The 21,940-nt window shown below is 58.3% G+C and carries 21 protein-coding genes; 13 read left to right on the top strand and 8 right to left on the bottom strand.

Going from position 1 to position 21,940, the window contains the following annotated elements; genetic code table 11:
• The coding region (locus ACM6IR_RS20345) for a hypothetical protein (RefSeq protein WP_414909357.1) at positions 1 to 76 on the top strand (76 nt) is incomplete at its 5' end.
• A gap of 82 nt (positions 77 to 158) precedes the next feature.
• Here the strand turns inward: ACM6IR_RS20345 and ACM6IR_RS20340 are convergent.
• The 4 genes from ACM6IR_RS20340 to ACM6IR_RS20325 all read right to left on the bottom strand — a co-directional run bounded on the left by ACM6IR_RS20340 (position 159) and on the right by ACM6IR_RS20325 (position 5,994).
• Complete coding sequence (locus ACM6IR_RS20340; RefSeq protein WP_414909355.1) at positions 159 to 1,262, bottom strand: GlxA family transcriptional regulator; 1,104 nt, start codon at positions 1,260 to 1,262, stop codon at positions 159 to 161.
• Between the two features lie 450 nt (positions 1,263 to 1,712).
• On the bottom strand, positions 1,713 to 2,213 hold the full coding sequence (locus ACM6IR_RS20335) for a GNAT family N-acetyltransferase (RefSeq protein ID WP_414909354.1): 501 nt from the start codon (positions 2,211 to 2,213) through the stop codon (positions 1,713 to 1,715).
• 84 nt (positions 2,214 to 2,297) lie between these two features.
• Entirely contained in the window at positions 2,298 to 2,993 is a 696-nt protein-coding gene (locus ACM6IR_RS20330) for a tRNA (adenine(22)-N(1))-methyltransferase (RefSeq protein WP_414909356.1), read from the bottom strand.
• Positions 2,994 to 3,096: 103 nt separating this feature from the next.
• Positions 3,097 to 5,994: an EAL domain-containing protein gene (locus ACM6IR_RS20325; protein WP_414909353.1), complete on the bottom strand. Its 2,898-nt coding sequence runs from the start codon at positions 5,992 to 5,994 to the stop codon at positions 3,097 to 3,099.
• 207 nt (positions 5,995 to 6,201) lie between these two features.
• On the opposite strand from ACM6IR_RS20325, the gene ACM6IR_RS20320 reads away from it, so the two are divergent.
• Positions 6,202 to 6,363 carry a DUF2986 domain-containing protein gene (locus ACM6IR_RS20320; RefSeq protein ID WP_414909352.1) on the top strand — a complete coding sequence of 54 codons (162 nt, stop codon included), beginning with the start codon at positions 6,202 to 6,204 and terminating at the stop codon, positions 6,361 to 6,363.
• Between the two features lie 53 nt (positions 6,364 to 6,416).
• On the opposite strand, the gene ACM6IR_RS20315 is transcribed toward ACM6IR_RS20320, so the two are convergent.
• On the bottom strand, positions 6,417 to 7,373 hold the full coding sequence (locus ACM6IR_RS20315) for an AraC family transcriptional regulator (protein WP_414909351.1): 957 nt from the start codon (positions 7,371 to 7,373) through the stop codon (positions 6,417 to 6,419).
• Between the two features lie 198 nt (positions 7,374 to 7,571).
• On the opposite strand from ACM6IR_RS20315, the gene ACM6IR_RS20310 reads away from it, so the two are divergent.
• Both ACM6IR_RS20310 and ACM6IR_RS20305 read left to right on the top strand, forming a co-directional pair.
• Positions 7,572 to 8,525: a diiron oxygenase gene (locus tag ACM6IR_RS20310; protein WP_414909350.1), complete on the top strand. Its 954-nt coding sequence runs from the start codon at positions 7,572 to 7,574 to the stop codon at positions 8,523 to 8,525.
• Between the two features lie 81 nt (positions 8,526 to 8,606).
• Positions 8,607 to 9,029 carry an MAPEG family protein gene (locus tag ACM6IR_RS20305; protein WP_414909349.1) on the top strand — a complete coding sequence of 141 codons (423 nt, stop codon included), beginning with the start codon at positions 8,607 to 8,609 and terminating at the stop codon, positions 9,027 to 9,029.
• A gap of 54 nt (positions 9,030 to 9,083) precedes the next feature.
• Here ACM6IR_RS20305 and ACM6IR_RS20300 read toward each other — a convergent pair whose 3' ends face one another.
• Both ACM6IR_RS20300 and ACM6IR_RS20295 read right to left on the bottom strand, forming a co-directional pair.
• Positions 9,084 to 9,758 (bottom strand): dihydrofolate reductase family protein, encoded by a 675-nt coding sequence (locus tag ACM6IR_RS20300; RefSeq protein WP_414909348.1) that lies wholly within the window; start codon positions 9,756 to 9,758, stop codon positions 9,084 to 9,086.
• Between the two features lie 189 nt (positions 9,759 to 9,947).
• Entirely contained in the window at positions 9,948 to 10,799 is an 852-nt protein-coding gene (locus tag ACM6IR_RS20295; RefSeq protein WP_414909347.1) for a TylF/MycF/NovP-related O-methyltransferase, read from the bottom strand.
• A 499-nt stretch (positions 10,800 to 11,298) separates the two neighbouring features.
• Here ACM6IR_RS20295 and ACM6IR_RS20290 point away from each other — a divergent pair, with 499 nt between their 5' ends.
• Together ACM6IR_RS20290 and ACM6IR_RS20285 are read left to right on the top strand one after the other, a co-directional pair.
• Complete coding sequence (locus ACM6IR_RS20290) at positions 11,299 to 13,014, top strand: amidase (protein ID WP_414909346.1); 1,716 nt, start codon at positions 11,299 to 11,301, stop codon at positions 13,012 to 13,014.
• Between the two features lie 135 nt (positions 13,015 to 13,149).
• On the top strand, positions 13,150 to 13,299 hold the full coding sequence (locus ACM6IR_RS20285; protein WP_414909345.1) for a hypothetical protein: 150 nt from the start codon (positions 13,150 to 13,152) through the stop codon (positions 13,297 to 13,299).
• Between the two features lie 108 nt (positions 13,300 to 13,407).
• On the opposite strand, the gene ACM6IR_RS20280 is transcribed toward ACM6IR_RS20285, so the two are convergent.
• Entirely contained in the window at positions 13,408 to 13,614 is a 207-nt protein-coding gene (locus ACM6IR_RS20280) for an OprD family outer membrane porin (protein ID WP_414909344.1), read from the bottom strand.
• Between the two features lie 32 nt (positions 13,615 to 13,646).
• On the opposite strand from ACM6IR_RS20280, the gene ACM6IR_RS20275 reads away from it, so the two are divergent.
• From ACM6IR_RS20275 to ACM6IR_RS20245, 7 genes are all read left to right on the top strand, one after another.
• Entirely contained in the window at positions 13,647 to 14,318 is a 672-nt protein-coding gene (locus tag ACM6IR_RS20275; RefSeq protein WP_414909343.1) for a glutathione S-transferase family protein, read from the top strand.
• Positions 14,319 to 14,978: 660 nt separating this feature from the next.
• Positions 14,979 to 15,827 (top strand): response regulator transcription factor, encoded by an 849-nt coding sequence (locus ACM6IR_RS20270; RefSeq protein WP_414909342.1) that lies wholly within the window; start codon positions 14,979 to 14,981, stop codon positions 15,825 to 15,827.
• A 110-nt stretch (positions 15,828 to 15,937) separates the two neighbouring features.
• A complete protein-coding gene (locus ACM6IR_RS20265) occupies positions 15,938 to 17,065 on the top strand; it encodes an ABC transporter ATP-binding protein (RefSeq protein ID WP_414909341.1) in 1,128 nt (375 codons plus the stop codon).
• A gap of 39 nt (positions 17,066 to 17,104) precedes the next feature.
• Positions 17,105 to 18,247: an ABC transporter substrate-binding protein gene (locus tag ACM6IR_RS20260; protein ID WP_414909340.1), complete on the top strand. Its 1,143-nt coding sequence runs from the start codon at positions 17,105 to 17,107 to the stop codon at positions 18,245 to 18,247.
• A 31-nt stretch (positions 18,248 to 18,278) separates the two neighbouring features.
• Entirely contained in the window at positions 18,279 to 19,196 is a 918-nt protein-coding gene (locus ACM6IR_RS20255) for an ABC transporter permease (protein WP_414909339.1), read from the top strand.
• A gap of 1 nt (position 19,197) precedes the next feature.
• Complete coding sequence (locus ACM6IR_RS20250; protein ID WP_414909338.1) at positions 19,198 to 20,025, top strand: ABC transporter permease; 828 nt, start codon at positions 19,198 to 19,200, stop codon at positions 20,023 to 20,025.
• Entirely contained in the window at positions 20,018 to 21,490 is a 1,473-nt protein-coding gene (locus ACM6IR_RS20245; RefSeq protein WP_414909337.1) for an aldehyde dehydrogenase family protein, read from the top strand. The genes ACM6IR_RS20250 and ACM6IR_RS20245 overlap by 8 nt, the downstream gene beginning before the upstream one ends.
• Positions 21,491 to 21,940 lie beyond the last annotated feature (450 nt).

Here is a 21,940-nt window from a genome sequence, read left to right as displayed (position 1 = left end):
CTATCTGGACAAGACCATGATGGTGTTTGGCGACGCTAAAAAGGTTATCGAGGACATGGTTAAAGCTGTCGAGTAAGTCCTGCCTCAGCGCAACACTAAAATGAAAAGCCTTCCCCTATCCTGCGAACGTTACGCTTTCGCAGGATAGGGGTGAAGATTTATAGACGAACGCTGGCAAAGGTTGACTCGTTACGTGCCTGGCTCAAAGCTGACATCGAACCGGCCAACGGCGAGAGCACCAATGCTTGCGGCAGCGGTATCATCGCCACCTGCTGCGTGGTATTGGAACCAACGCGCTCGTCACGCGGCGGAATGCCGAAGTATTCGCGGTAGCACTTGGAGAAGTGCGGCGTAGATACAAAGCCACAGATCGACGCCACTTCGATGATCGACATCGGCGTTTGCTTGAGCAGTTGCCGGGCACGGATCAAGCGCAGTTTCAGGTAGTAACGGGACGGCGAGCAATGCAGGTATTTCTGGAACAGCCGCTCCAGCTGACGACGGGACACGGCGACGTATACCGCCAGTTCGTCGAGGTCGATCGGCTCTTCGAGGTTGGCTTCCATCAGCGCCACGATTTCCTGCAACTTCGGCTGGTTGGTACCAAGCATGTGCTTGAGCGGCACACGCTGGTGATCCTGCTCGTTGCGGATGCGCTCGTAGACGAACATTTCCGAAATCGCGGCGGACAGTTCACGGCCGTGATCGCGGCTGATCAGGTGCAGCATCATGTCCAGCGGCGCGGTGCCTCCGGAGCTGGTGAAGCGGTTACGGTCGAGGGTGAACAAACGGGTACTCATTACTATCCGCGGGAAAGCTTCCTGCATCGCCGCCAGGCACTCCCAGTGCACGCTGCAATCGAAACCATCGAGCAGTCCGGCGCAAGCCAGGGCCCAGCTGCCGGTGCAGACCGCACCGAGGCGGCAGGCCTTGCGGGCCTGGCTTTGCAACCAGGATACGTGTTCACGGGTAACGGTACGCTGAATGCCGACGCCACCGCAAACGATGATCGTGTCCATTGGCGGGGCTTTGTGCATGGAGGCATCAGGGGTGATTTGCAGGCCATCACTGGCCCAGACCTGGCCGCCATCGACGGTGAGGGTGCTCCAGCGATACAGCTCGCGACCGGACAACTGATTGGCCATCCGCAGCGGTTCTACAGCGGACGCCAGAGAAATCAGCGTGAAATTGTCCAGCAGCAGAAAGCCGATGGATTGAGGCGCACGGTTCTGGGGTTGAGCCCCAGAGTTGAACGACGTCATCGCAGTATCTCCTCACACAAAGCGGGTGAATGGCCTCAGGCAAAGGCTCTTTTTATTCTCCCATCCAAAAGTTGGTGGGTTTGTTCCTATTCAACCTGCAAAGGTCATACCCAATTACATAAGTTTGAGCGGATCCAAAAACGACATCACCCAATGTCTCTATGCTGAGGGTTTGCAGGGCGGGAGCCATAAGGAAAACGCTTGAGTTTGTGCCTGCGCTCATCAACGTTGTGCACTTTCGTAGCATATACGCGAGAGATGTCTATAAACGACAAATTACTTGTCACCGACATCCACATGTCGGTTTTTGAATAATATAATGACCAATGCCCCGATTTGAGCGGGCATTGCATACCGAGCACTGAATTAGCTCATGAAAACGCTCAAAGTAGGCAACCTCCAGCTGCTGAACTGGTACCAAGGCTAGCCCGCCGTTGAAAAAACATATACCTAGATCGAGAGGACGAATCGACACTCCTCCCCCGCCTTCTCGTTACAAGAAAGTTGTTCAAGCGAGAATCCACACCGACCCAGTACTTTTCTTGAGCCAACATTTTCCTGATAAACATAAGCAACCAGTTGCTTAAGTTCCCAACGCATCTGTGCCTCGTGAATCAGGTGTCTCAGCGCCAGTGTGGCGAGTCCCTGCCCGCAAGCGTGTTGATCAATCCGATAGCCTACCTGCGCAGAACGCTTCGGTGAATTGATGCTTTTCAAATTGGCTCGACCCACTATTTTTTGTCTGGAATCTTCGATGACAAACGGGTGCCAGGCGCCGATAGCAAAATCAGACAAATAACACTCAATATGATCGGCGACACCCTGCAACGAGTAAAAAGAAGGGTCGCGCGCATCAATATGAGATTCGAACCATTCACGGTTATGGATTTCGAACGCCAGTAACGCTTCATTATCAGTACTTTTTAGCTCGCGAACTCTAAATGACTTCATTAATCACATCTCCTGTGATTCAGGCCGAAAGCGGACACACGTGATTGGCCACAATCGACACCCATTGATATACCGTTAGAGCGCTCAAGCCAGCAGTTCGGTGATCCACCGGGCCTGCCGCGCGATGTCCTGCACCTTCTCCTCGGGCACGCCCTGCCGCGCCCGGGCGAAGTGGGTCAGGATCTTCTGCTTCTGGCGCAGCATGTGCTGCCACTTGAACAGGAACGCCGGGCTGCGTGCCTGCATCTGCAGCGGGCCGAAGTACAGCTCCTCGGCGGTGTACATCACCGGCCCGGCGCGCTCGGCGACGATGATTTCGTAGTCGAAGCGATTTTCCCGCAGCACTTCCTCGCAGAGGATGCGGTAGCCATTTTCCATCAACCATTGGCGTAGCGGCGGCTCGCCGCCGTTGGGCTGCAGGATCAGGCGCTCCTGGCCGCTCAGGTGCGCCTTGCCGCTGTCGAGGATGTCGCGGATCGTCTCGCCGCCCATACCGCAGATGCTGATCGCCGTGATCCCGTCTCCCGGCTCGATCGCCGCCAGGCCATTCGCCAGGCGCACGCTGATCCGCTGGTCCTGGCCGCTCTCGCGCACGGTACGTTCGGCCGAGCGGAACGGCGTCAATGCCACCTCGCCGGCCACCGCCGCCGCGATGGCGCCACGGCGCATCAATGCCACTGGCAGGTAGCCGTGATCCGAGCCGATATCGGCCAGGCGCGCACCTGCTGGCACATGCGCCGCCACGTGCTCCAGGCGCATGGACAATGTCTGTTCGTTCAACTGCAGCCCCTTTTCACCACGAACGTCCGGCACCTTGGGCCAGATCGGGAGGCGATTGTGTCGAGCATCGCCGTGCATTTCAAATTCCTGCGACCAACCATCTCTAGGGACCGACCAGCGAACTCTCCAACAACGCCGCCAACCCCATCGGTTTGGCAAAATAATAACCCTGGGCCTGCCCTGCACCCATTTCGCGCAGCAAGACCAGCGTCGCTTCATCCTCGACACCTTCGGCCACCACGCTGAGGTCCAGCGATTCGGCCATCCGCACAATCGCCCGGACGATCGCGCGACTGCGAGAACTGGTGGTCAGTTCGAGGATGAACGACTTGTCGATCTTCAAGTCGCTGAAACGGTATTGATGCACATAGCTCAGGGATGAAAATCCTGCACCGAAGTCATCGAGCACCACCGACATGCCATTGTCGGCCAATTGCTGCATGGTCAGTCGGGCAATGGCTGGCTCAGCCACCAGCGCACCTTCGGTCAACTCCAGGCAGATCCGCGATGGCGCGACCCCGTGCCGGGCCAACAGTGCAAGCACATCACTGGCGAAGTCCGGGCGCGTCATGCTGTAACTGGAGCAATTGACGTGCACCGCAGGCCAATGGGCATGCTGGGGCTGTGCGAGGATCACTGCAATGCTGTTGAGCATGTACAAGTCCAGTCGACCGATCAGACGCAGCCCCTCGACATCCGGCAGAAACTCGCCCGGCGCGATCACCCGGCCGCCTGGCTGATGCCAGCGGATCAGCGCTTCAAGGGCCAACAGTTCGCCGCTTTCGACGCTGACAATCGGCTGGAAATACGGCAGAAGTTCATCGGTACGCTTGAGTGCGTTGCGCAAGGCCCCTTCACGCTCAACCTGGTCCGAGACTTCACGGCGCACTTCCTGGTTGAACACCGCGTAGCTGTCACGCCCGGCACTCTTGACCCGGTACATCGCCGCATCGGCATCGCGCAGCAAGTCAGCTGGCTCGTGATGGAACTGACTGTCGGCGCTGACAATACCGATACTGCAAGACGAAAAAACTTCATGGCCATTGATGAAAAACGGCAGGTCAAACGCCACCAGGATCCGCTCGGCGATTTCGATCACCACGTCCAGCGCCGCCTCGGGAGCGAGCACTGAAAACTCATCGCCACCCAGGCGCGCCAGCATGTCGGTGTCGCGCAGACAACCGCGTAAACGGTGGGCGGCTTGCATCAACAACAGATCGCCAAAATGGTGGCCGAGGCTGTCGTTGACCATCTTGAAACGATCAAGGTCGATGAACATCACCGCCAGGTGCCCGCCTTCGCTGCCGAACTGCGACCAGGCCAGATTGAGGCGCTGTTGCAAGTAGGTACGATTCGGTAGCCCGGTCAGCGCATCGTGGGAATTTTCGTGTTGCAACTTGGCATTGGCGTGATCGAGCTCGCGGGTGCGGTTCTGCACCCGGGCTTCCAGCTTGAGGTTGGCGGCATGGATCGCTTCGGCGGCCGTGCGTCGCGACAACGCTGTGTCAATGTGCCGCGACACGAACGTCAGCAGCTCCTGGTCACGCAGGGTATACCGCACTTGCGAGGTATAGCCTTGCACCGCAAGCACGCCACGCACCACATCGCCATCGAACAATGGAATGCCCAGCCAGGAGTCGGATCGGACAGACTCATCGGCAATTTCGATTTCACCGTGCGCTGATAATCGTTCAGCCTCACCGGAGTCAATCAGGCAAGGTCGACGCTGACGGATAACGTACTCAGTCAAGCCCCGTTGCCCACGCCGTGCCTGCGGGCAGGTCGTCTGTCGCTCATCGACAAAATACGGAAAGGTCACTTCACTGGTCGCGTCGTCGAACAGTGCAATGTAGAAGTTCTGCGCGAACAGCAGATCACCGACGATGCCATGCAAGGTTTGAAACAACTCAGCCATGTCGCCAGGCTGACTCGACAGTTCAGCAATCTGGAACAGCGCGCTCTGCAGATGTTCGGCGCGCTCTCGGTCTGCCACTTCCTGCCTCAATGCATCGTTGAGTGCCGAAAGCTCCAGGGTGCGACGCATCACCGTCTCTTCCAGGTCCTCTCGGTGCAGAATCCGGTCGAGCGCCATGGCCACGTGGCGGGCCACCACCAGAAACAACGCGCGGTCTTCAGCGCTGTAGGTACGAGAAACGTCGTAGACCTGCATCGCAAGCATGCCAAACACGTCATCCGAGGCATTCTTCAATGGTGCGCCCATCCAGAACTCGGGACGATCTCCCACGCAGTAGAAACGGTCCTCGGCCTGAGCCGCGAGAATGCCGGCGGCGTCGATCAGCAACGGCTGGCCCGTGGTCAATACCTGGCCGGTCAACGACAGGTGCGCAGGGTCAAGGTATTCGTAGTTCTCGGATTCCAGGGCATCAACGTCGATAATGTCGACGTAATACGGGTAGTCAATCTTGCCGGTATGCGGGTTATACAGCGCGAGGTAGAAGTTCTCGGCGTCGATCAGGCTGGCCAGCAGCCGGTGAACCCCCACCAGAAACACTGACCGGTCACGGGTCGAACTGGCCAGGTAGGTAATTTCATACAGCACACGCTGAGTAATCTGCGCACGGGCAAGCGTATTGGTCTGTACCTGAGTACCCAGGCGCTGGGCAAACTCGGCGAGTGCGGGTTCCGCGGCATCGTTGACTGGCGCGAGTAGCCAACCCAGTACGCTTTCGCCTCTACCGGTCGGCCAGCGGTGCAAGCGCCTGGTCAGGCAAAAGGCTTCAAACTCTTCATTCGCAATGATTGACGGCCATTGCCCCCGCGGGTCGCCCTGCCCGACTAAATGCATTTGTTCGCCGGCGCGGTAAACCACCCACGCGGAGGTATGAGCCCAGTTGCGCGCTGAGTCCAGTAATTGTTCGATCGTGTACTCGTTGCCAGCGCAGGCCATGCCGACAGTATCCGAGTTTCCTTCTAGTTGAGAGGCAACAGCGTCGCAACCGTTCGATTGCCGCGGGGTGTCGGTCAATGGGCGAAAACTCATCAGCGCTCCCTGAGCCAAAAACTGGCGATACTCACTGACTGATGGCAAGCAATGTGCCAGCGAGTTTCCCGTTTAAAGCTTATAGAAATTTTTTTCAATAGCTTATTCGCTTTAGTACCCACTATTCACTAAGAGCGTGCTACAGGGATCTGGTCCAATATTTTAAGCTGATATCATTCAAGCATTTACAATGCCGAGCAGGAAAATATGAATCGTCGTAAAAAAATACAGCAGCTATTAAAGGCTCATGCAAAAAAGGCAAGCGCCAAACTGGCACCGCCAAGCAAGTCTAAATACATCAGTAAAGCTGACCGATTGAAGCTAGCGGCTGAATCAGGTGACGACTCAATCATTTCCTCTGAAAGCTGATCCATGCATTCCGTACCGCGAGGGCGCGCGCCCTCCAACGGCGTCGGGCCTTCTCATACTGATTGTCTGCGCCAAGTGCCGGGGGATGTGCCGAACTGGCGTTTGAATGCGCGACTGAACGCGGCTTCGGATTCGTAGCCCACTGCAAAGCCGATTTGCGCCACATTACCGCGACCTTCGCGCAGGTGTTGGGCCGCGACGTGCATACGCCAGAGCGTCAGGTATTGCATCGGTGGCTGTCCGACCAATGCGGTGAATCGCTCCGCGAATACCGAGCGCGACATGCCCACCTCAAGCGCCAGGGCTTCTGCAGTCCAGGCCTCGGTGGGACGAGCATGCAGCAGCGCCAGGGCACGGCCAATAGGCGGATCTCGCAATCCCGCCAGCCAGCCACGCTGCTCAGCCGGGAGGCTCGCGACATACTGGCTGACGGCTTCGACAAATAACAATTCGGATAGCTTGGCGATGACCGTTGCCGAGCCGACGCGCCCCGCTGCGATCTCACTGACAGCAAACCGGAATGAGCTTTCAATCCAGGCTCCCGAAGCCGTCGCGCGTACGTCTAATTTCAATAAAGAGGGCAGCGACGAAAGTAATGGACTGAATGGGGTTTCAGAGCCGAGGAATCCGCACAACACCTGCGTAGCCTCGCCTCCTCCGCCGTATTTGATTCGTGCAATGCCGCCGACTTCCGGCGGTTGAATGACGTCGCTCGCTGGCATCGGCGCAATGCTTAGATCGCTGCCAAAAGAATGAGCGTCATTGCGAGGAAGCAGAATGAGTTCGCCTGCCCGCACGTCGACAGTGGCACCACCGTCGATTCGTAATTGCATGTGCCCCGCGGCGACAAAATGCGACGCAATGATATGTCGAGGGGCCGCCAGGAACGGTTTGCAATCGTCCGCAGAGATTCTTCCGTTGATGCACCAGGGCGCAGTGAACTCTGACTCGAGGAACACCCCTCCAGACAGCCGAATCACCCGCAAGACATCAGAAAGCGCATCCAACAATTGCCAGCCCCCTCTTCCGGAGTCCGGAGCATGTAATCAGGCGCACTGGTCATTCATCGCCTGAACTGCGAGGCCTAGATTAGCACCAACGCGGACTCAGTGATCGAGACTTCCCCAGAGGCTTCACCGATGGTCATTGGCGCCGACGTCAAGCGTAATTGCCCCATTCCAACTCGACCTCGGATGCAGGAAATCAATATGAACTCGATCACTACTCTACCCAGCTCAGATTCGGAAAACGCCGCCCGTTATGCACAGATGGTCAGATCATCGAAGAAAGCGGAATGGCAGATCGATCGCGATCTGCTACAGGACCGGAGTTTCGATTTTTCGCGCAAATTCTTGCCCGACGGCCTGTCGCGGATCGACCTCCTGACCTTTCTCACCGAGGACGAGGCGCGCCTGCTCAGTCAGATTCAGGGCCGAACCTATGCGTATCTCTTTGGCTTGGTCGAGCGTTTTATCAGCGCCAAAATGCTCGATCAAGGTCGGGCCCATGTATTTGACGATCAGCTCGCACTCGAAGCGCTGGTGCGCTTTTCTAACGACGAGATCAAGCACCAGGAGCTGTTTCGGCGCATGGAAACGATGATGGGTTCGCACTTGCCAGCGGGATATCGTCAAGTTGCCGATCCAAACGATGTGGCGCGCGCGGTACTTGCGGCCAGCACCTGGTCGGTGCTGGCATTGACTTGTCATATCGAGCTGTTTGTTCAAACGCACTACACGCAAAGCATCGCCCCGCGCGAGGAGTTGTGCCCACTCTTCAAGGATGTCTTCAAATTTCACTGGAAGGATGAAAGCCGGCACGTCGTACTCGATGAACTGGAGTGGAAGGCGGAGCACGCGAAACTCTCGCCAGCCGAGCGCGACCAGGCCGTGAACGATCTGATTGCGCTGGTGGCGGCTGTCGACGGAATTCTGCAGGCACAATCGGCATCCGATGCCGACTACTTTATTAGAAACGTTTCACGATCATTCAGTGTCGAGGAGACAGCGCACATCAACGCCTCCGCGCTGAGTGCCTACCGCTGGCAATACATTATCTCGGGTGTGCAGCACCCACACTTTGGCCGGCTGCTTACGCGCATGACAACACCCGCACAGATGTCCAGGATTCAGACCGCACTGGCCCCCATCATGAGCAATTGATCGACAGGGCGCGACCGACTACGTGTCGGCCGCGCGGCTGTGGAATGACGGGCTGAGAATGATTGATTGAGGATGGCAGCCATGACCACACCGATGTGGATGTTGCTCGGATTTACGACCTGGACGTTACTGCTGTTGATGGCAACCGTCGGGGTGTATCGCTGGCTCGGCATCCTGTTCTCGAATGTTCCGATTGCCTCGTTCCGAAGCGATCAGCTCGAAGGCGAAGACTGGTATCGGCGCGGGACAAGAGCACATGCGAACTGCGTGGAAAATCTGCCGGTCTTTGGCGCCATCGTGTGGGTGATTTCAGCCCTGGGTGTCGACGGCCCTGTAGTGAGCTACTTGTCCATAATCGTGCTGATCGCTCGCGTGTGCCAGTCTCTGGTCCACGTATCCCATGTGCAAACCGATACGTTCGTGGCGGTTCGATTTACCTTCTTTTGCGTTCAGTTGGTCTGTTTTCTCGCGCTCATTGTTATCGCCGCTTATCACGGCATGTGAATACTCAAATCGATTCTCGAAGTTGACTGTGGCTTTTTCGACAGCGACCGACTGTCAAGCGTCATCGTCATTGTGCCCTTGGCGCCGGAGTACAACATGAGTGGCCTTCTGCGACGCAACGAACTGAATGCATTCGTATCCCAGAGCGCGCATGTCAATCCCCTCGAACAATCGCTCTCCCCCGCCCAGCAGGACCGGCGAAATAGCGATATGCAACTCATCGATGAGGCCCGTACGAAGATATTGCTGGATAGTGTCAGGTCCGCCGCCAATGCGCACATCCATTCCGTTGGCTGCGTCGCGCGCCTGGTCAAGCGCCTCGTGAATACCGCCGGTGACGAAGTAGAATGTCGTTCCGCCTTCCATCTGGATTGGAGCGCGCGCGTGATGAGTCAAGATGAAAGTTGGCACGTGATACGGTGGGTTGTCCCCCCACCAGCCTTTCCAGTTCATGTCGGGCCAGGAACCGCGAATCGGTCCGAACATGTTTCTTCCGAGAATCCAGGCGCCAACATTCCTGAAGCCCCGCGCTGCGAAGTCGTCATCGATCCCCGTTGTGCCACCTTCGGCGCCAAACAGGGTCCGTTGGAACGTGCGTGTCGGGACTAACCATTGGTGCAAATCTGTCCCGCCCACACCGAGCGGATGACTCATGTCCTGATTCGGACCGGCTCCGTATCCGTCAAGCGAGACAGTAAAGCCCTCAACTCGAACGCGTGTCATTTTCATGCCCTCCTTTCGATGGACACCTAACCTATCTATCGCGACAGCAATTGTGCCCTACCCCGTCGCCCTTTTATTCCTTTCCAGTTTAGGCGAAGTGACTGGCAGTGATACCCGTTCTTGCCGCTTCAAAAGCCGCTACCAAGGCCATCAAAACCTTTGCAGCGGCCATCGTCAGGTGTGTGCGACAGCAGGCTATGGTTTTATCAAAAGTCCCTGTCCTGTAGGCAAGCTGGCGATCGCAATATCCCTTTGCGCGGCCCATTGATCCATCCCGTCCTTTTGCGGCTGATAGCCAAAGTACGCGTAGTCATCCAGTAAAATCACCGCCCCGGAAACCAGTCGATCCCATAGGAACTCAATGGCAGCCACTTCTGGCGCCATGCAATTCATATCGATGTGCAAGTAAGCAATCTGTGTCGAATCGATCTGAGTCAGCGTTTCAGGAATTGAGCCTTGAATGATATTTACATTTGACCATTCCGAGAAATTTGCTCTTACCGCGTCAATGTTTGACGTGTAAGTTCCGTCGTCAATCCACTTTTGGCTTTTACCAGAGACACCACCCGCTTTCTCTTGATCCGATAAATACCGGTCATCGATGCCCGAGTAAGTGTCCAGTAGATGAAACATTTTGCCGGTGCTGTCCCAGTCCAGGTCTTTCATGATCGCTGAACTTAAAAAGCCGTAATTGACACCACATTCGACAAAATCACCTTGGCGTTTCGCAGCGGTCCGTGCCGCCCAAAGCCCCAAGTGAACACGCCAATACCATTGATAGTCGGAGCCGGAAGCCTCTACGCCCCGGCCATACGCAGCGATATAACGCGGATCACTCATGAAGTCGTGATTGTGCACCGTCCTCAATCCATCCGAATGGAATTCTCCCTTGATTTTAGGAAGTAGAGGGTCTGTATTCGGTTGATAAGCACGACCTTCTCGAAGCCCCCAGGTCAGGTAGTGAATGGCAGGGTCGATACCTGCCAATCTTACGTCAGGGTGTAAATACAGGTACTGCTCAGCAGAAAAATCTATCGGCAAACTCATTCCATATCCTTGTTAGCCAAAAAACAGCTCCATTTCCATGCGCAATGCCAGGGTCAATACTCCTGGCATTCAAAAAACCCGGCGCGGGCTGATCCTACAGTAGCGGCGCATCACCCTCCATTCAGAAAACCAACTTCCTTAGGGGCGATGCCGTGTTTTGCATCGACACCAGTGATGCCTGATTGCTTGGTCTCAGAAGTTTTGGAGGGCTACTTTGCGGAGGTCGCAATTTCCGCTTTGGGTTGTGAACTGCAATCCCTCGCGACACGCCGCAATCAACCGAATGCGATCATGATCAAAGCGCCTGAGCGCAGGCGAGTCTTTACACCAATTCCTCTGCTCCCGGCTTCGGTGTTAAATAGACGGTTCAGGTTGTAAGTCCAGACCCTGTCGCGTAAGGCAGTGCAACGAGAGTCGATATGAGAATCCATTTTGAAAAAAGTGATGTCCGTGATGGAAACATTCACCGAATCCCCCATCAGCAGCCGGTGGTAACAGCATGATCGAGGTCACCGAGGTTTCCATTGCCGAACTGCGTGCGGCGCTTGAGTCTGGCCAGACAACGGCGGTTGAGCTTGTCCAGGCTTACCTCGCCAGAATTGATGCCTACGATGGCCCCGACACGCCTACCGCCCTCAACGCGGTGGTGGTGCGAAACCCTGATGCGCTCAACGAGGCGCAAGCGTCCGATGCCCGTCGGGCCAAGGGTGAGTCGCTGGGTCCGCTCGATGGCATTCCTTATACGGCCAAGGACAGTTATCTGGTCAAGGGGCTGACCGCCGCCTCTGGCAGTCCGGCCTTCGTGAACCTGGTGGCTTATCGTGATGCGTTCACCATCGAACGGCTACGCGCTGCCGGAGCGATCTGCCTGGGCAAGACCAACATGCCGCCCATGGCGAACGGCGGAATGCAGCGCGGGGTCTACGGCCGTGCAGAGAGCCCGTACAACGCTGACTACCTCACTGCCCCTTTCGCATCGGGCTCATCGAATGGCGCAGGGACTGCAACCGCTGCCAGTTTCGCGGCCTTCGGCCTTGCTGAAGAAACCTGGTCGAGCGGACGCGGTCCTGCCTCCAACAACGGCCTGTGTGCCTATACGCCTTCGCGCGGGGTGATCTCGGTGCGCGGGAACTGGCCGCTGACGCCGACAATGGACGTGGTCGTGCCGTTTGCCCGAACCATGGCAGACCTCCTGGAGGTGCTCGACGTGGTGGTGGCGGAGGATCCCGATACACGGGGTGATTTGTGGCGGATGCAACCCTGGGTGCCCATTCCGAGTGTCGCCTCGGTGCGTCCCGCCTCCTATGCCGAACTGGCCGCGAACACCGAGGCGCTCGCTGGAAAGCGACTGGGCGTTCCTCGTATGTACATCAACGCGGACCCTGAAGCGGGCACGGCGGACGCGCCGGGTATCGGTGGCCCAACGGGTCAGCGAATCAACACCCGTGCCTCGGTGATCGGGCTCTGGGATCACGCTCGCCAGGCACTTGAAGCGGCCGGCGCCGAAGTGGTCGAAGTCGATTTCCCGATCGTCTCCAACTGCGAGGGTGATCGTCCGGGCGCGCCGACGGTGTTTACCCGAGGCCTGGTGTCCAAAGAATTCCTTCATCATGAGTTGTGGGATCTGACGGCCTGGGCATTCGATGATTTCCTGCGGGCCAACGGCGATCCGACCTTGAACCGTCTGGTCGACGTGGACGGGCCGCTGATTTTCCCGCATGACCCGGGCACCCTGCCCAACCGCGAGGGCGACCTCGTCGCGGGCATGGACGAATATGTGAGGATGGCCGAGCGCGGCATCACACCGTGGGACCAGATCGTCACAGTGCCCGACGGGCTGCGCGGACTTGAACAGACCCGTCGAATCGACCTCGAAGACTGGATGGATCGGCTGGGGCTCGACGCGGTGCTGTTCCCGACGGTCGCCGATGTGGCGCCGGCCAATGCCGATGTCGATCCAGCGTCTGCGGATATCGCGTGGAGCAACGGCATTTGGGTCGCCAACGGCAACCTCGCCATTCGTCACCTGGGGGTGCCCACGGTTACCGTGCCGATGGGCATCATGCCGGACATCGGTATGCCCGTCGGTCTGACATTTGCCGGTCGCGCCTATGATGACTCGTCGCTGCTACGCTTTGCTTCAGCGTTTGAGTCGACCGGGACGAAGCGAATGATCCCGCCTCGAACCCCACCGCTGCAGGCCGGCAAAAAATAGAAGCGCCGGGATTGGGGCACATGCCCCAATCCCGCACAGTCATCACCGCCGACCAAAGGTGGCAAGCGCCGGAACAAATCCAGAACTCGCTCATGACCGCCGCATCCAATGTATAGGCCACTGGAGGTACGCAACATGAACAAAGATGACCGTGATAACGAGCCCGAACCCGAAAGTGTTGATGAAACCGATACGCCCCCTTTAACCCCGACCCAGGTAGAGGAAGCCGAAGAACTCAGGCGAAAAATAGCTGAGATAGAACGCAAGGTCGCGGATGGTAATTAACAATCGGCAAGTAGTGTCTTGCCCATAAAAAACCCGAATTGGTTCGTCATGCCGTTCACTGTGGGAGCGAGCTCGCGATGGTCGTTAACGATAACGCGTGTTTACTGGCTAAACGCGGCGCTCTTTAGTCCATCGCGAGCAAGCTCGCTCCCACAGTGAACGGCAGACGACACCGTTGCGCAAACTGAAGCCGAGCTCTTTGAGCGTGCCTGATTGAAGGACATAGTCCAGGGTCATGTCGCGCACCCAGTGGCGACGGCTCCTCGCGCATCGGCGGACATTGGCCAATACTTCATGGTTTTCCTGGTTGGCCACAGTGCGCTCCCCTTGCGCCGAGGAGTTGAAAGATGTCGCTGACGCTCTACTACCATCCGCTGTCGTCGTTCTGCCAAAAAGCACTGATCGCGCTGTATGAGCACGGTATCGATTTCGAGAAGAGGATCATCGACCTCGGGAACGATGCAGACAGGGCGGAGCTTCAAGCGCTATGGCCGCTCGGCAAGTTCCCGGTGATCCGTGATCATGCGCAACAGCGCAGCGTGCCGGAGACCACGGTCATTATCGAGTACCTGGATCGCTTTTATGCGGGTCAGTCCCGGCTGATTCCAGACGATTGGGATACTGCGCTGGAGGTGCGTCTGTGGGACCGTTTTTTTGATCTTTACGTGCAGGAACCGCTGCAAGCCATTGTCGGTGATCGGTTACGCGCCGCTAACGGCGATTTGACCAGGGAGCGCTCTATGCTGATGACGGCTTACGGCATGATCGATCGTCAGGTGGCGTCGAGGACGTGGGTGGCCAGTGTGGATTTCAGCCTGGCCGATTGTGCGGCGGCTCCGGCGCTGTTCTATGCCAGTACGCTGGTGTCGTTTCCTGATGGCTATGGGCATTTGCGGGCGTATTTCGACAGGTTGACGCAGAGGGCCTCATTTCAGCGGGTTATTGATGAGGCCAGGCCTTACTTTTCGCTTTATCCGTTTGTGGATGCGATCCCTTCGCGGTTTTTGGCTGGGGGTTAATTGAGTGTATATCCGTTTTTTTTTGTAACGGCGGCTATTGGTTTCGCCCTTACGGCGAGTCACTTTCGAAAAGCCGGAATGCCGGCCCAGGCGAAAGTAACCAAAGCGCTCTTGCCCCTTTCGTTCGGTGCCTCGCTGTGGCTCGGCATGCCCTCGCTCCGGTCCTGCTCCGTGGGCCCGGAACGAAGCCTCACGATATAGGTGCGTCAAGATCAAAAGCGCTACGCCGATCCAATATCCACTGTAGGAGCGAGCTTGCTCGCGATGGACCTGAACGATAACGCGTGCTGTCTGGAAAAATACGCTGCCTTCGAATTCATCGCGAGCAGGCTCGCTCCTACATTGCTCGCGAAGCTCTTGATCCTGCCGTTGCTTTGGCTTTGGCTTCGGCTTTTGGCCTTGATCGCCTAGAAAACGCCCAGGATCCATTTCTCGAACGGTGCACACTTTAGTCGAGATGATAGCCAATTGTTATCACCTGCAACACCACCTCCCTGATCGATCACTTCTGATACCACGCCTGTGGTTCTCGGTAACACCCGGCCCTGTCGCGGTGCATGTTTGCTACGACGGTATGGCCCCTGCACCGCCACCACAGGCCAAGCCACCCATGGCGCAGTTTGTGCATCTAAACGCAACCCAATCCGGCCTGAAGTGACCATGCGCCCCAAGGAACTGAAACTCTGGACCACCGGTATCGCCCACCTGCTAGACCTGCCCCCCGGGCATGCGCGGCTGTCGGGACTGAGCCACTGGTTGCGGCATGTATGCCCGGTCGATCATTTCGTGCTGTTCGTCTACGAAGGCAATCACCGGCCGCTGGCGCTGTTCGATACCTTCTCCGCCGACAAGCGTGCCGTGTATGTCGATGACTACCAGTGCGGGCCCTATTTGCTGGACCCGTTCTACCTCGCGTGTACCCGTGGACAAGCACCCGGTTTGTGGCGCTTGCGGCAGTTCGCGCCTGACCACTTCTACCTCGGCGAGTACTACCTGACCTATTACCAGCAAACCGGTCTGGCAGAAGAAGTGGCGTTTTTCGTCAATCTCGGCGATGGCTCCATGGCCGTTCTGTCATTGATGCGTTCCTCCGCCAGTTGCGCGTTCAGCCGTGACGAGATGCAGTTGATCGAGTGTGCCCAGGCCGTGGTCGAGCAGGTCATCAATGAAGCCTGGCGCCTGCGGCAAATCCAGCAACCGCGTCCGGCGCAGGACCTGGATTTCAAGATCCGCGAAGCCTTCGATCAGTTCGGCGCGCACATCCTCACCGGGCGCGAGCAGGAAATTGTCCAGCTGCTATTGCGCGGTCACTCCAGCGCTTCGGTCGCCGAACAATTGAACATCAGTCCCGGCACGGTGAAGATTCATCGCAAAAACATCTACGCCAAGCTTGGCATCGGCAGCCAGTCCGAATTGCTCGGGCTGTTTATCCGTGACCTCACCGAGAATCAGCTGCCAGCTTCAAGCGACAAGCTGCAAGAGGAACGCGGTCGCGCCTTCAACTTGTAGCTTGCCACTTGCAGCTTGTAGCTGCCTCTATCCCCCAAGGGATATATACAGCGCAAAACCCTCATTGCTAGTTTGGCCCTCGACGTCATCACTGCAAGGGAGCCCGCCTCGTGAACAACAGCGTGAACGACAACCCGCCAAGCGATATCGAATTCTGCAATGTGGTCAAACGCTATGGCGAGGTAACGGCCGTCAATGGCCTGAACTTCGCGGTGCGCCGTGGCTCCTTCCATTCCTTCCTCGGCGGTTCCGGCTGCGGCAAAACCACCACCCTGCGCATGATCGCCGGCTTCGAACAGCCCACCCGTGGCGAAGTGCGTCTGGCCGGCAAAAGCGTTGCCGGTGTGCCGGCGTTCGAGCGGCCGGTGAACATGGTGTTCCAGCATTACGCCCTGTTCCCGCACCTGACCGTGGCGCAGAACATCGCTTATGGCCTGCGTTATCGCACCCCGCGTCCGGACAAAAAAAACCAACTGCGCATGGCCGATGAGGCGCTGGAAATGGTCCGCCTCAGCGGCTTCGGCCAGCGCAAGCCGAGTGAGCTGTCCGGCGGTCAACAGCAGCGCGTGGCCCTGGCTCGCGCGCTGGTCAACAAGCCTACCGTGTTGTTGCTCGATGAGCCGCTGGCGGCGCTCGATCGCAAGCTGCGCAAGGAGATGCAATCCGAATTGCTGCGATTGCAACGCGAGGTCGGCATCACGTTCGTGCTGGTCACCCACGACCAGGAAGAAGCCCTGTCGATGAGCGACAGCATCAGCGTGATGCACAACGGTTCGATCATCCAGACCGCCACCCCGGAACAACTCTATGAAGCGCCGGCCAGCCGCTACGTGGCCGACTTTATCGGCGAATCCAACCTGTTCGACGGCACGGTGCGGCGCCTGCACGGCAATTCGGTGGTGCTGCGCACCGCCCAGGGGCTGGAACTGACCAGCCCGCTGACGTCCACCGGCAAAGCCCTGAGCGCTGACGCCGACGGTTGCATCGCCGTGCGCCCGGAGCTGATCAGCATTGCGGGAGTCAGCGCTGATATGGCACGAGAAGTGACCCTGCAAGGCTGCGTGGAAGACCGCATTTACCTGGGTAACTCCACCGAATACCGCGTGCGTACCCAAGCGTTCGGCGTGGTGTGCGTGCGCGTACCGCGCCAGCAGGATCACGGCGCCAACGCATTCGAACACGGCGCGGCAGTGCGCGTCGGCTGGGATCACGCCAATGGCCTGGCCATGGCGTTGTAAGACATCGATTCGTTTCATCAACCAGATGGGGAGCGTGTTATGGACCAGAAAACGTTTATCAAGACCCTGCGCAGCTGGCAGAACGGCTCGATCAGTCGCCGTGAATTCCTCGGCCGCACAGGCCTTGGCCTTGCCGCAGCGGTGGTCGCAACGAATATGCCCGGCCTGCTGACCTCGACCGCCGAGGCCGCCGACCAGTCCAAGCTCGGCGATCGCTTGTCGCTGGCCACCTGGCCCAATTACCACAGCCAGGAAAACCTCGACGCCTTCGCCAAGACCACGGGTGCCCGCGTCTCCATGAGCGTGTTCGGCTCCAACGAAGAAATGCTCGCCAAGTTGCAGGCCGGTGGCAGCGGCTGGGACGTGCTGGTGCCGACCAACTACACCATCAGCACCTACGTTGGCCTGGGCCTGATCGAACCGCTGGACCTGTCGCGCATTCCCAATTTCGATGCATCGGCCTTCCAGCAAAAATTCATGGCCCAGGGCACGGTGGACGGCAAGGTGTACGCGGTGCCGAAAAACTGGGGCACCACCGGCATGCTCTACGATACCGGCAAGCTGAAGAACGGGCCGACCAGCTGGAAGGAATTCTGGGCAGCCGCCCAAGGCCCTGCCAGCGGCCGGACGATGGTCCACGACTACCAACTGACTGCCATCGGCAACGCCCTGAAAAGCTTCGGCTACAGCTTCAACTCCCTGGACCCGAAAGAACTGGCCGACGCCGAAAAACTGTTGATCGAGGTCAAGCCGCACCTGTTCGCAATCAACTCCGACATTCAACCGTCGATGCGCAGCGGCGATGCCTGGCTGGCGATGTCCTGGACTGGCGACGCATCGCAGTTGCATCGCGACAACGCGCAAATGCAGTTCGAACTGGGCAAGGAAGGTGGCGAGTTGTGGAGCGATTTCTTCGCCATCCCGAAAAGCTCGGAGCACAAAGACGCCGCTTACGCCTTTATCAACTACCTGCTTGATCCGCAGCACAACAAACTCGAAGTGTTGAGCCACGGCTACCCGAGCGGCGACAAGCGCGTCGATGCGTTGCTGCCCACCGCCATGCTCAACGATCCGATCATGTACCCGGCCGCCGAAGCCCTCAGCCCGCTGGAGTTCGGTGCCGCCGCGACGCTGACCAGCCCGGCGCGCGCCGAACTGATGGCCCGCTTCAAGTCTGCCTGATCGCCTGACCATGGCCAATGAGGAGTCACCCATGAACGCCGCCGCCCACCCGCAAACGGTGCAGTCAGGCAATGCCCTGTCAGTCGAGGTTCGCCAGCGGCGCAGCCTCGGCCGGCGGATCACCCTGCTGATGCTCTTGCCTTCGACATTATGGTTCCTGCTGCTGTTGTTGATGCCGCTGGTGATCATCCTGGTCTTCAGTTTCGGCGCGCGCAGTACCGTGGGCGGTTACGCCGGTGGCTTCACGCTGGCCAACTACCTGAACCTCGGCTCTCGCGGGGCGGCGTTCAGCAACACGCTGATGTTGGCACCGCTGGGCACGTTGGTGTGCCTGGTGGCGGCCTACCCGCTGGCGTACTTTCTGGCGGTCAAGGTCAGCAAGAATCGCTCGCTGTTGCTGACGCTGGTGATCGTGCCGTTCTGGACCAGCTTTCTGATCCGCACCTATGCCTGGATCTTCATCCTCAGCGGCAAGGGTATTCCGGCGTTGCTGGCCAGCCTGGGCCTTGAGGACGTGCGTCTGATCAACACGCCGTGGGCGGTGCTCATCGGCATCGTTTATGGCTACCTGCCGCTGATGGTGTTCCCGATTTACGTCAGCCTGGAAAAACTCGACAAACGCCTGCTCGAAGCATCCGCCGACCTCGGCGCCAGCGCCTTCGAAAGCTTTCGCCGAATCACCCTGCCGCTGTCCGCACCGGGGATCATCACCGGGGTGATGCTGGTGTTCATCCTGCTGATGGGCGAGTTCCTGATCCCGGCCATTCTCGGCGGCGGCAAAGTGTTCTTCGTCGGTAACGCGCTGGTCGACCTGTTCCTGCAATCGCGTAACTGGCCCTTCGGCAGTGCGCTGGCGATGACCTTGGTGGCAATGATGCTGCTGATCATCGGCGTGTACTTGAAACTGGTGGCGCGCTACGGCGGCCGTCCTGCAGACGGAGGTATATGACATGTGGTTGCGCAGCTATTCGACGTCGCTGTACCTGTTTCTCTACGCGCCGATCGCGTTGATCGTGCTGTTCAGCTTCAACGCCGGGCGCAGTGGCCTGACATTCGAATGCTGCTCGGTGCAGTGGTTTGGTCGCGCATTCGGCAACCCGTTCATCATGGAAGCGCTGGGGCATAGCGCGTTCATTGCGTTCACATCGGCGGTGATCGCTACGCTGTTCGGTACGCTGGCGGTATTTGGTTTGCAACGGACCGGACCCAAAGTGCGCCTGCTGTTCGATGCACTGACGTACTGCGCGATCATCGTCCCGGGCATCGTCATCGGTATCTCGACACTGATTGCGTTCATCAGTCTATTCGACCTGATCAACCCGTTGCTGGCGACATTGATCCCCAGTGTTCCACGCCTGAACATGGGTTTCTTCACGGTGATCGCCGCGCACTCGCTGTTCACCATGGCACTGGTCATGGTGATTGTGCGCAGCCGCGTCGACTCGCTGGACAAGGCCTTGCTGGAAGCCTCGGCCGATCTGTACGCACCACCGATGCAGACCTTCTGGCGAGTCACCCTGCCGCAGATCAGCCCCGCGATCATGGCCGGGTTCCTGCTGGCGTTCACCTTCAGTTTTGACGACTTCATCATCGCCTTCTTCGTAGCCGGTTCGGAAACGACGTTGCCGATCTACATCTTTTCCTCCATCCGCCGTGGCGTGACGCCGGAGATCAATGCGGTCTCGACGGTGATCATTTGCGCGTCAATGGCACTGCTCTTCACTTCCCGCTCTCTGCAAAACCGCCGCACCGGCGTTCAGGAGTCTCAGCATGCGTGATCAGCTATACATCAACGGCGAGTGGGTCAGCCCGGATCTGGGTGGGTACCTGGACGTCATCGACCCGGCCACTGAACAAACCTTTCATCGAGTCGCCGCCGGGACAGAAGAAGACGTCGATCATGCCGTGCGCGCCGCCCGACGCGCGTTTGACAATGGCTGGAGCCAAACCAGTGGCGCCGAGCGCGCACAGTGGCTGGAAGCCCTGGCCGACGAACTGGAAAGTGGCCAACAAGCGCTGGCCGAACTGGAAGTGCGCGACAACGGCAAACCGTTGCCCGAAGCACAGTGGGACGTTGGCGATGCGATCGGCTGCTTTCGCTACTACGCCGGGTTGGCCCGTGATCTGGATCAGCAGCAAGACCAGCCCCTGGCGTTGCCGGACGCGCGTTTCCGCTGCCGCATCCGCCACGAACCGATTGGTGTGGCCGGGCAGATCATCCCCTGGAACTACCCATTGCTGATGGCGGCGTGGAAGGTTGCGCCGGCGCTGGCTGCCGGGGCCACGGTGGTATTGAAACCCTCCGAGCTGACGCCACTGACCGCGCTGGAGCTGGCCGCTGCCGCCGACCGCATCGGCCTGCCAGCCGGGGTATTGAACGTGGTCACCGGCCTGGGCGCCGATGCCGGCAGCCCACTTACCGAGCACCCCGGCGTGGACAAACTGGCCTTCACCGGCAGCGTGCCCACCGGGGCGAAAATCATGTCGGCGGCGGCCCGCGACATCAAGAACATCAGCCTCGAACTGGGCGGAAAGTCCGCGTTCATTGTGTTCGACGACGCGGATGTCGAGGCGGCCGTGGAATGGATTCTGTTTGGTATTTTCTGGAACCAGGGCCAAGTGTGCAGCGCCACCTCACGCCTGCTGGTACAGGAAAACATTGCCTCGCGGTTGATCGAGCGGCTGGTCGAGGAAACCCGCAGAATCACCATTGGCCCGGGCCTGGAGCCTGGTGTCCTGCTTGGCCCGCTGGTCAGTCAAAGCCAGTATGACAAGGTCTTCGGCTTCATCGATCAGGGCCTCGCCAGTGGCGCACGCCTGCTCACCGGAGGTCGGCGGCCGGCGTCTCTGGCACAGGGTTACTTCATCGAACCGGCGATCTTCGACGAGCCCGGGCACAGCAGCATTCTCTGGCGCGAGGAGGTCTTTGGCCCGGTGTTGTGCATCAAGCGCTTCAAGACCGAAGAACAAGCGGTGCAAATGACCAACGCCAGCCGCTTCGGCCTTGCCGCTGCGGTAATGAGTGCCGATTTACACCGCACCACCCGCGTCGCCAACCAGTTGCGCGCCGGGATTATTTGGGTCAATTGCTCACAACCGACCTTTGTCGAAGCGCCTTGGGGTGGCATGAAACACAGCGGGATTGGTCGCGAATTGGGCCAGTGGGGGTTGCACAATTACCTGGAGGTCAAGCAAGTCACCGAGTACGTCAGTGACCAGCCGTGGGGTTGGTACCTGAAATAACCTGTAGGAGCGAGCTTGCTCCTACAGGGATCGTAATAGAACACTTGAACCTGCGCACACGAAAAAGCCCGCACAAGGCGGGCTTTGAAAATCGAGTAGGTGGCCAGTGCTGGTCTCCGGCTTGCAAGGTTTATCAGGCCTCCCACAGAACAGTTTTTTTGAACCGTTACATGCTGCTCTGCTTCACACGGCATAAGGGCTGGATCTCAGCGCGGAGATCTTTCTAACCGTGTACCCTTCGGAACGCGCCCCACGTTTCCTCGTTATCCGCTTGCGCATCAGTCTGCGTCTTCACCTACATGTTCAAGGATAGCAACAGTTCGAAGAGTTGGAAGGGCATTTTTAGACCGATTTCATTCACTGGAACACGCGGCTGAATGGAAAAATTCTAACCTGGCGCCTGTAGCAGCTGGCGAAGCCTGCGTCCGGCTGCTGTAGGAGCGAAGCTTG

It is taken from the genome of Pseudomonas sp. IT-P253 (genome assembly GCF_949768125.1).
In the GTDB taxonomy this organism is placed as follows: Bacteria; Pseudomonadota; Gammaproteobacteria; order Pseudomonadales; family Pseudomonadaceae; genus Aquipseudomonas.
The sequence above is the reverse complement of the archived record's forward strand: the minus strand, read 5'-3'. Positions and strand labels throughout refer to the sequence as shown.

Excerpts from the sequence above, each read along its gene's own strand:
- ACM6IR_RS20245 (WP_414909337.1), top strand. The coding sequence starts at position 20,018 with ATGCGTGATCAGCTATACATCAACGGCGAGTGGGTCAGCCCGGATCTG.
- ACM6IR_RS20320 (WP_414909352.1), top strand. The coding sequence starts at position 6,202 with ATGAATCGTCGTAAAAAAATACAGCAGCTATTAAAGGCTCATGCAAAA.
- ACM6IR_RS20270 (WP_414909342.1), top strand. The coding sequence starts at position 14,979 with ATGCGCCCCAAGGAACTGAAACTCTGGACCACCGGTATCGCCCACCTG.
- ACM6IR_RS20285 (WP_414909345.1), top strand. The coding sequence starts at position 13,150 with ATGAACAAAGATGACCGTGATAACGAGCCCGAACCCGAAAGTGTTGAT.
- ACM6IR_RS20250 (WP_414909338.1), top strand. The coding sequence starts at position 19,198 with ATGTGGTTGCGCAGCTATTCGACGTCGCTGTACCTGTTTCTCTACGCG.
- ACM6IR_RS20295 (WP_414909347.1), bottom strand. The coding sequence starts at position 10,799 with ATGAGTTTGCCGATAGATTTTTCTGCTGAGCAGTACCTGTATTTACAC.
- ACM6IR_RS20310 (WP_414909350.1), top strand. The coding sequence starts at position 7,572 with ATGAACTCGATCACTACTCTACCCAGCTCAGATTCGGAAAACGCCGCC.
- ACM6IR_RS20300 (WP_414909348.1), bottom strand. The coding sequence starts at position 9,758 with ATGAAAATGACACGCGTTCGAGTTGAGGGCTTTACTGTCTCGCTTGAC.
- ACM6IR_RS20335 (WP_414909354.1), bottom strand. The coding sequence starts at position 2,213 with ATGAAGTCATTTAGAGTTCGCGAGCTAAAAAGTACTGATAATGAAGCG.
- ACM6IR_RS20275 (WP_414909343.1), top strand. The coding sequence starts at position 13,647 with ATGTCGCTGACGCTCTACTACCATCCGCTGTCGTCGTTCTGCCAAAAA.
- ACM6IR_RS20255 (WP_414909339.1), top strand. The coding sequence starts at position 18,279 with ATGAACGCCGCCGCCCACCCGCAAACGGTGCAGTCAGGCAATGCCCTG.
- ACM6IR_RS20290 (WP_414909346.1), top strand. The coding sequence starts at position 11,299 with ATGATCGAGGTCACCGAGGTTTCCATTGCCGAACTGCGTGCGGCGCTT.
- ACM6IR_RS20340 (WP_414909355.1), bottom strand. The coding sequence starts at position 1,262 with ATGACGTCGTTCAACTCTGGGGCTCAACCCCAGAACCGTGCGCCTCAA.
- ACM6IR_RS20325 (WP_414909353.1), bottom strand. The coding sequence starts at position 5,994 with ATGAGTTTTCGCCCATTGACCGACACCCCGCGGCAATCGAACGGTTGC.
- ACM6IR_RS20305 (WP_414909349.1), top strand. The coding sequence starts at position 8,607 with ATGACCACACCGATGTGGATGTTGCTCGGATTTACGACCTGGACGTTA.
- ACM6IR_RS20260 (WP_414909340.1), top strand. The coding sequence starts at position 17,105 with ATGGACCAGAAAACGTTTATCAAGACCCTGCGCAGCTGGCAGAACGGC.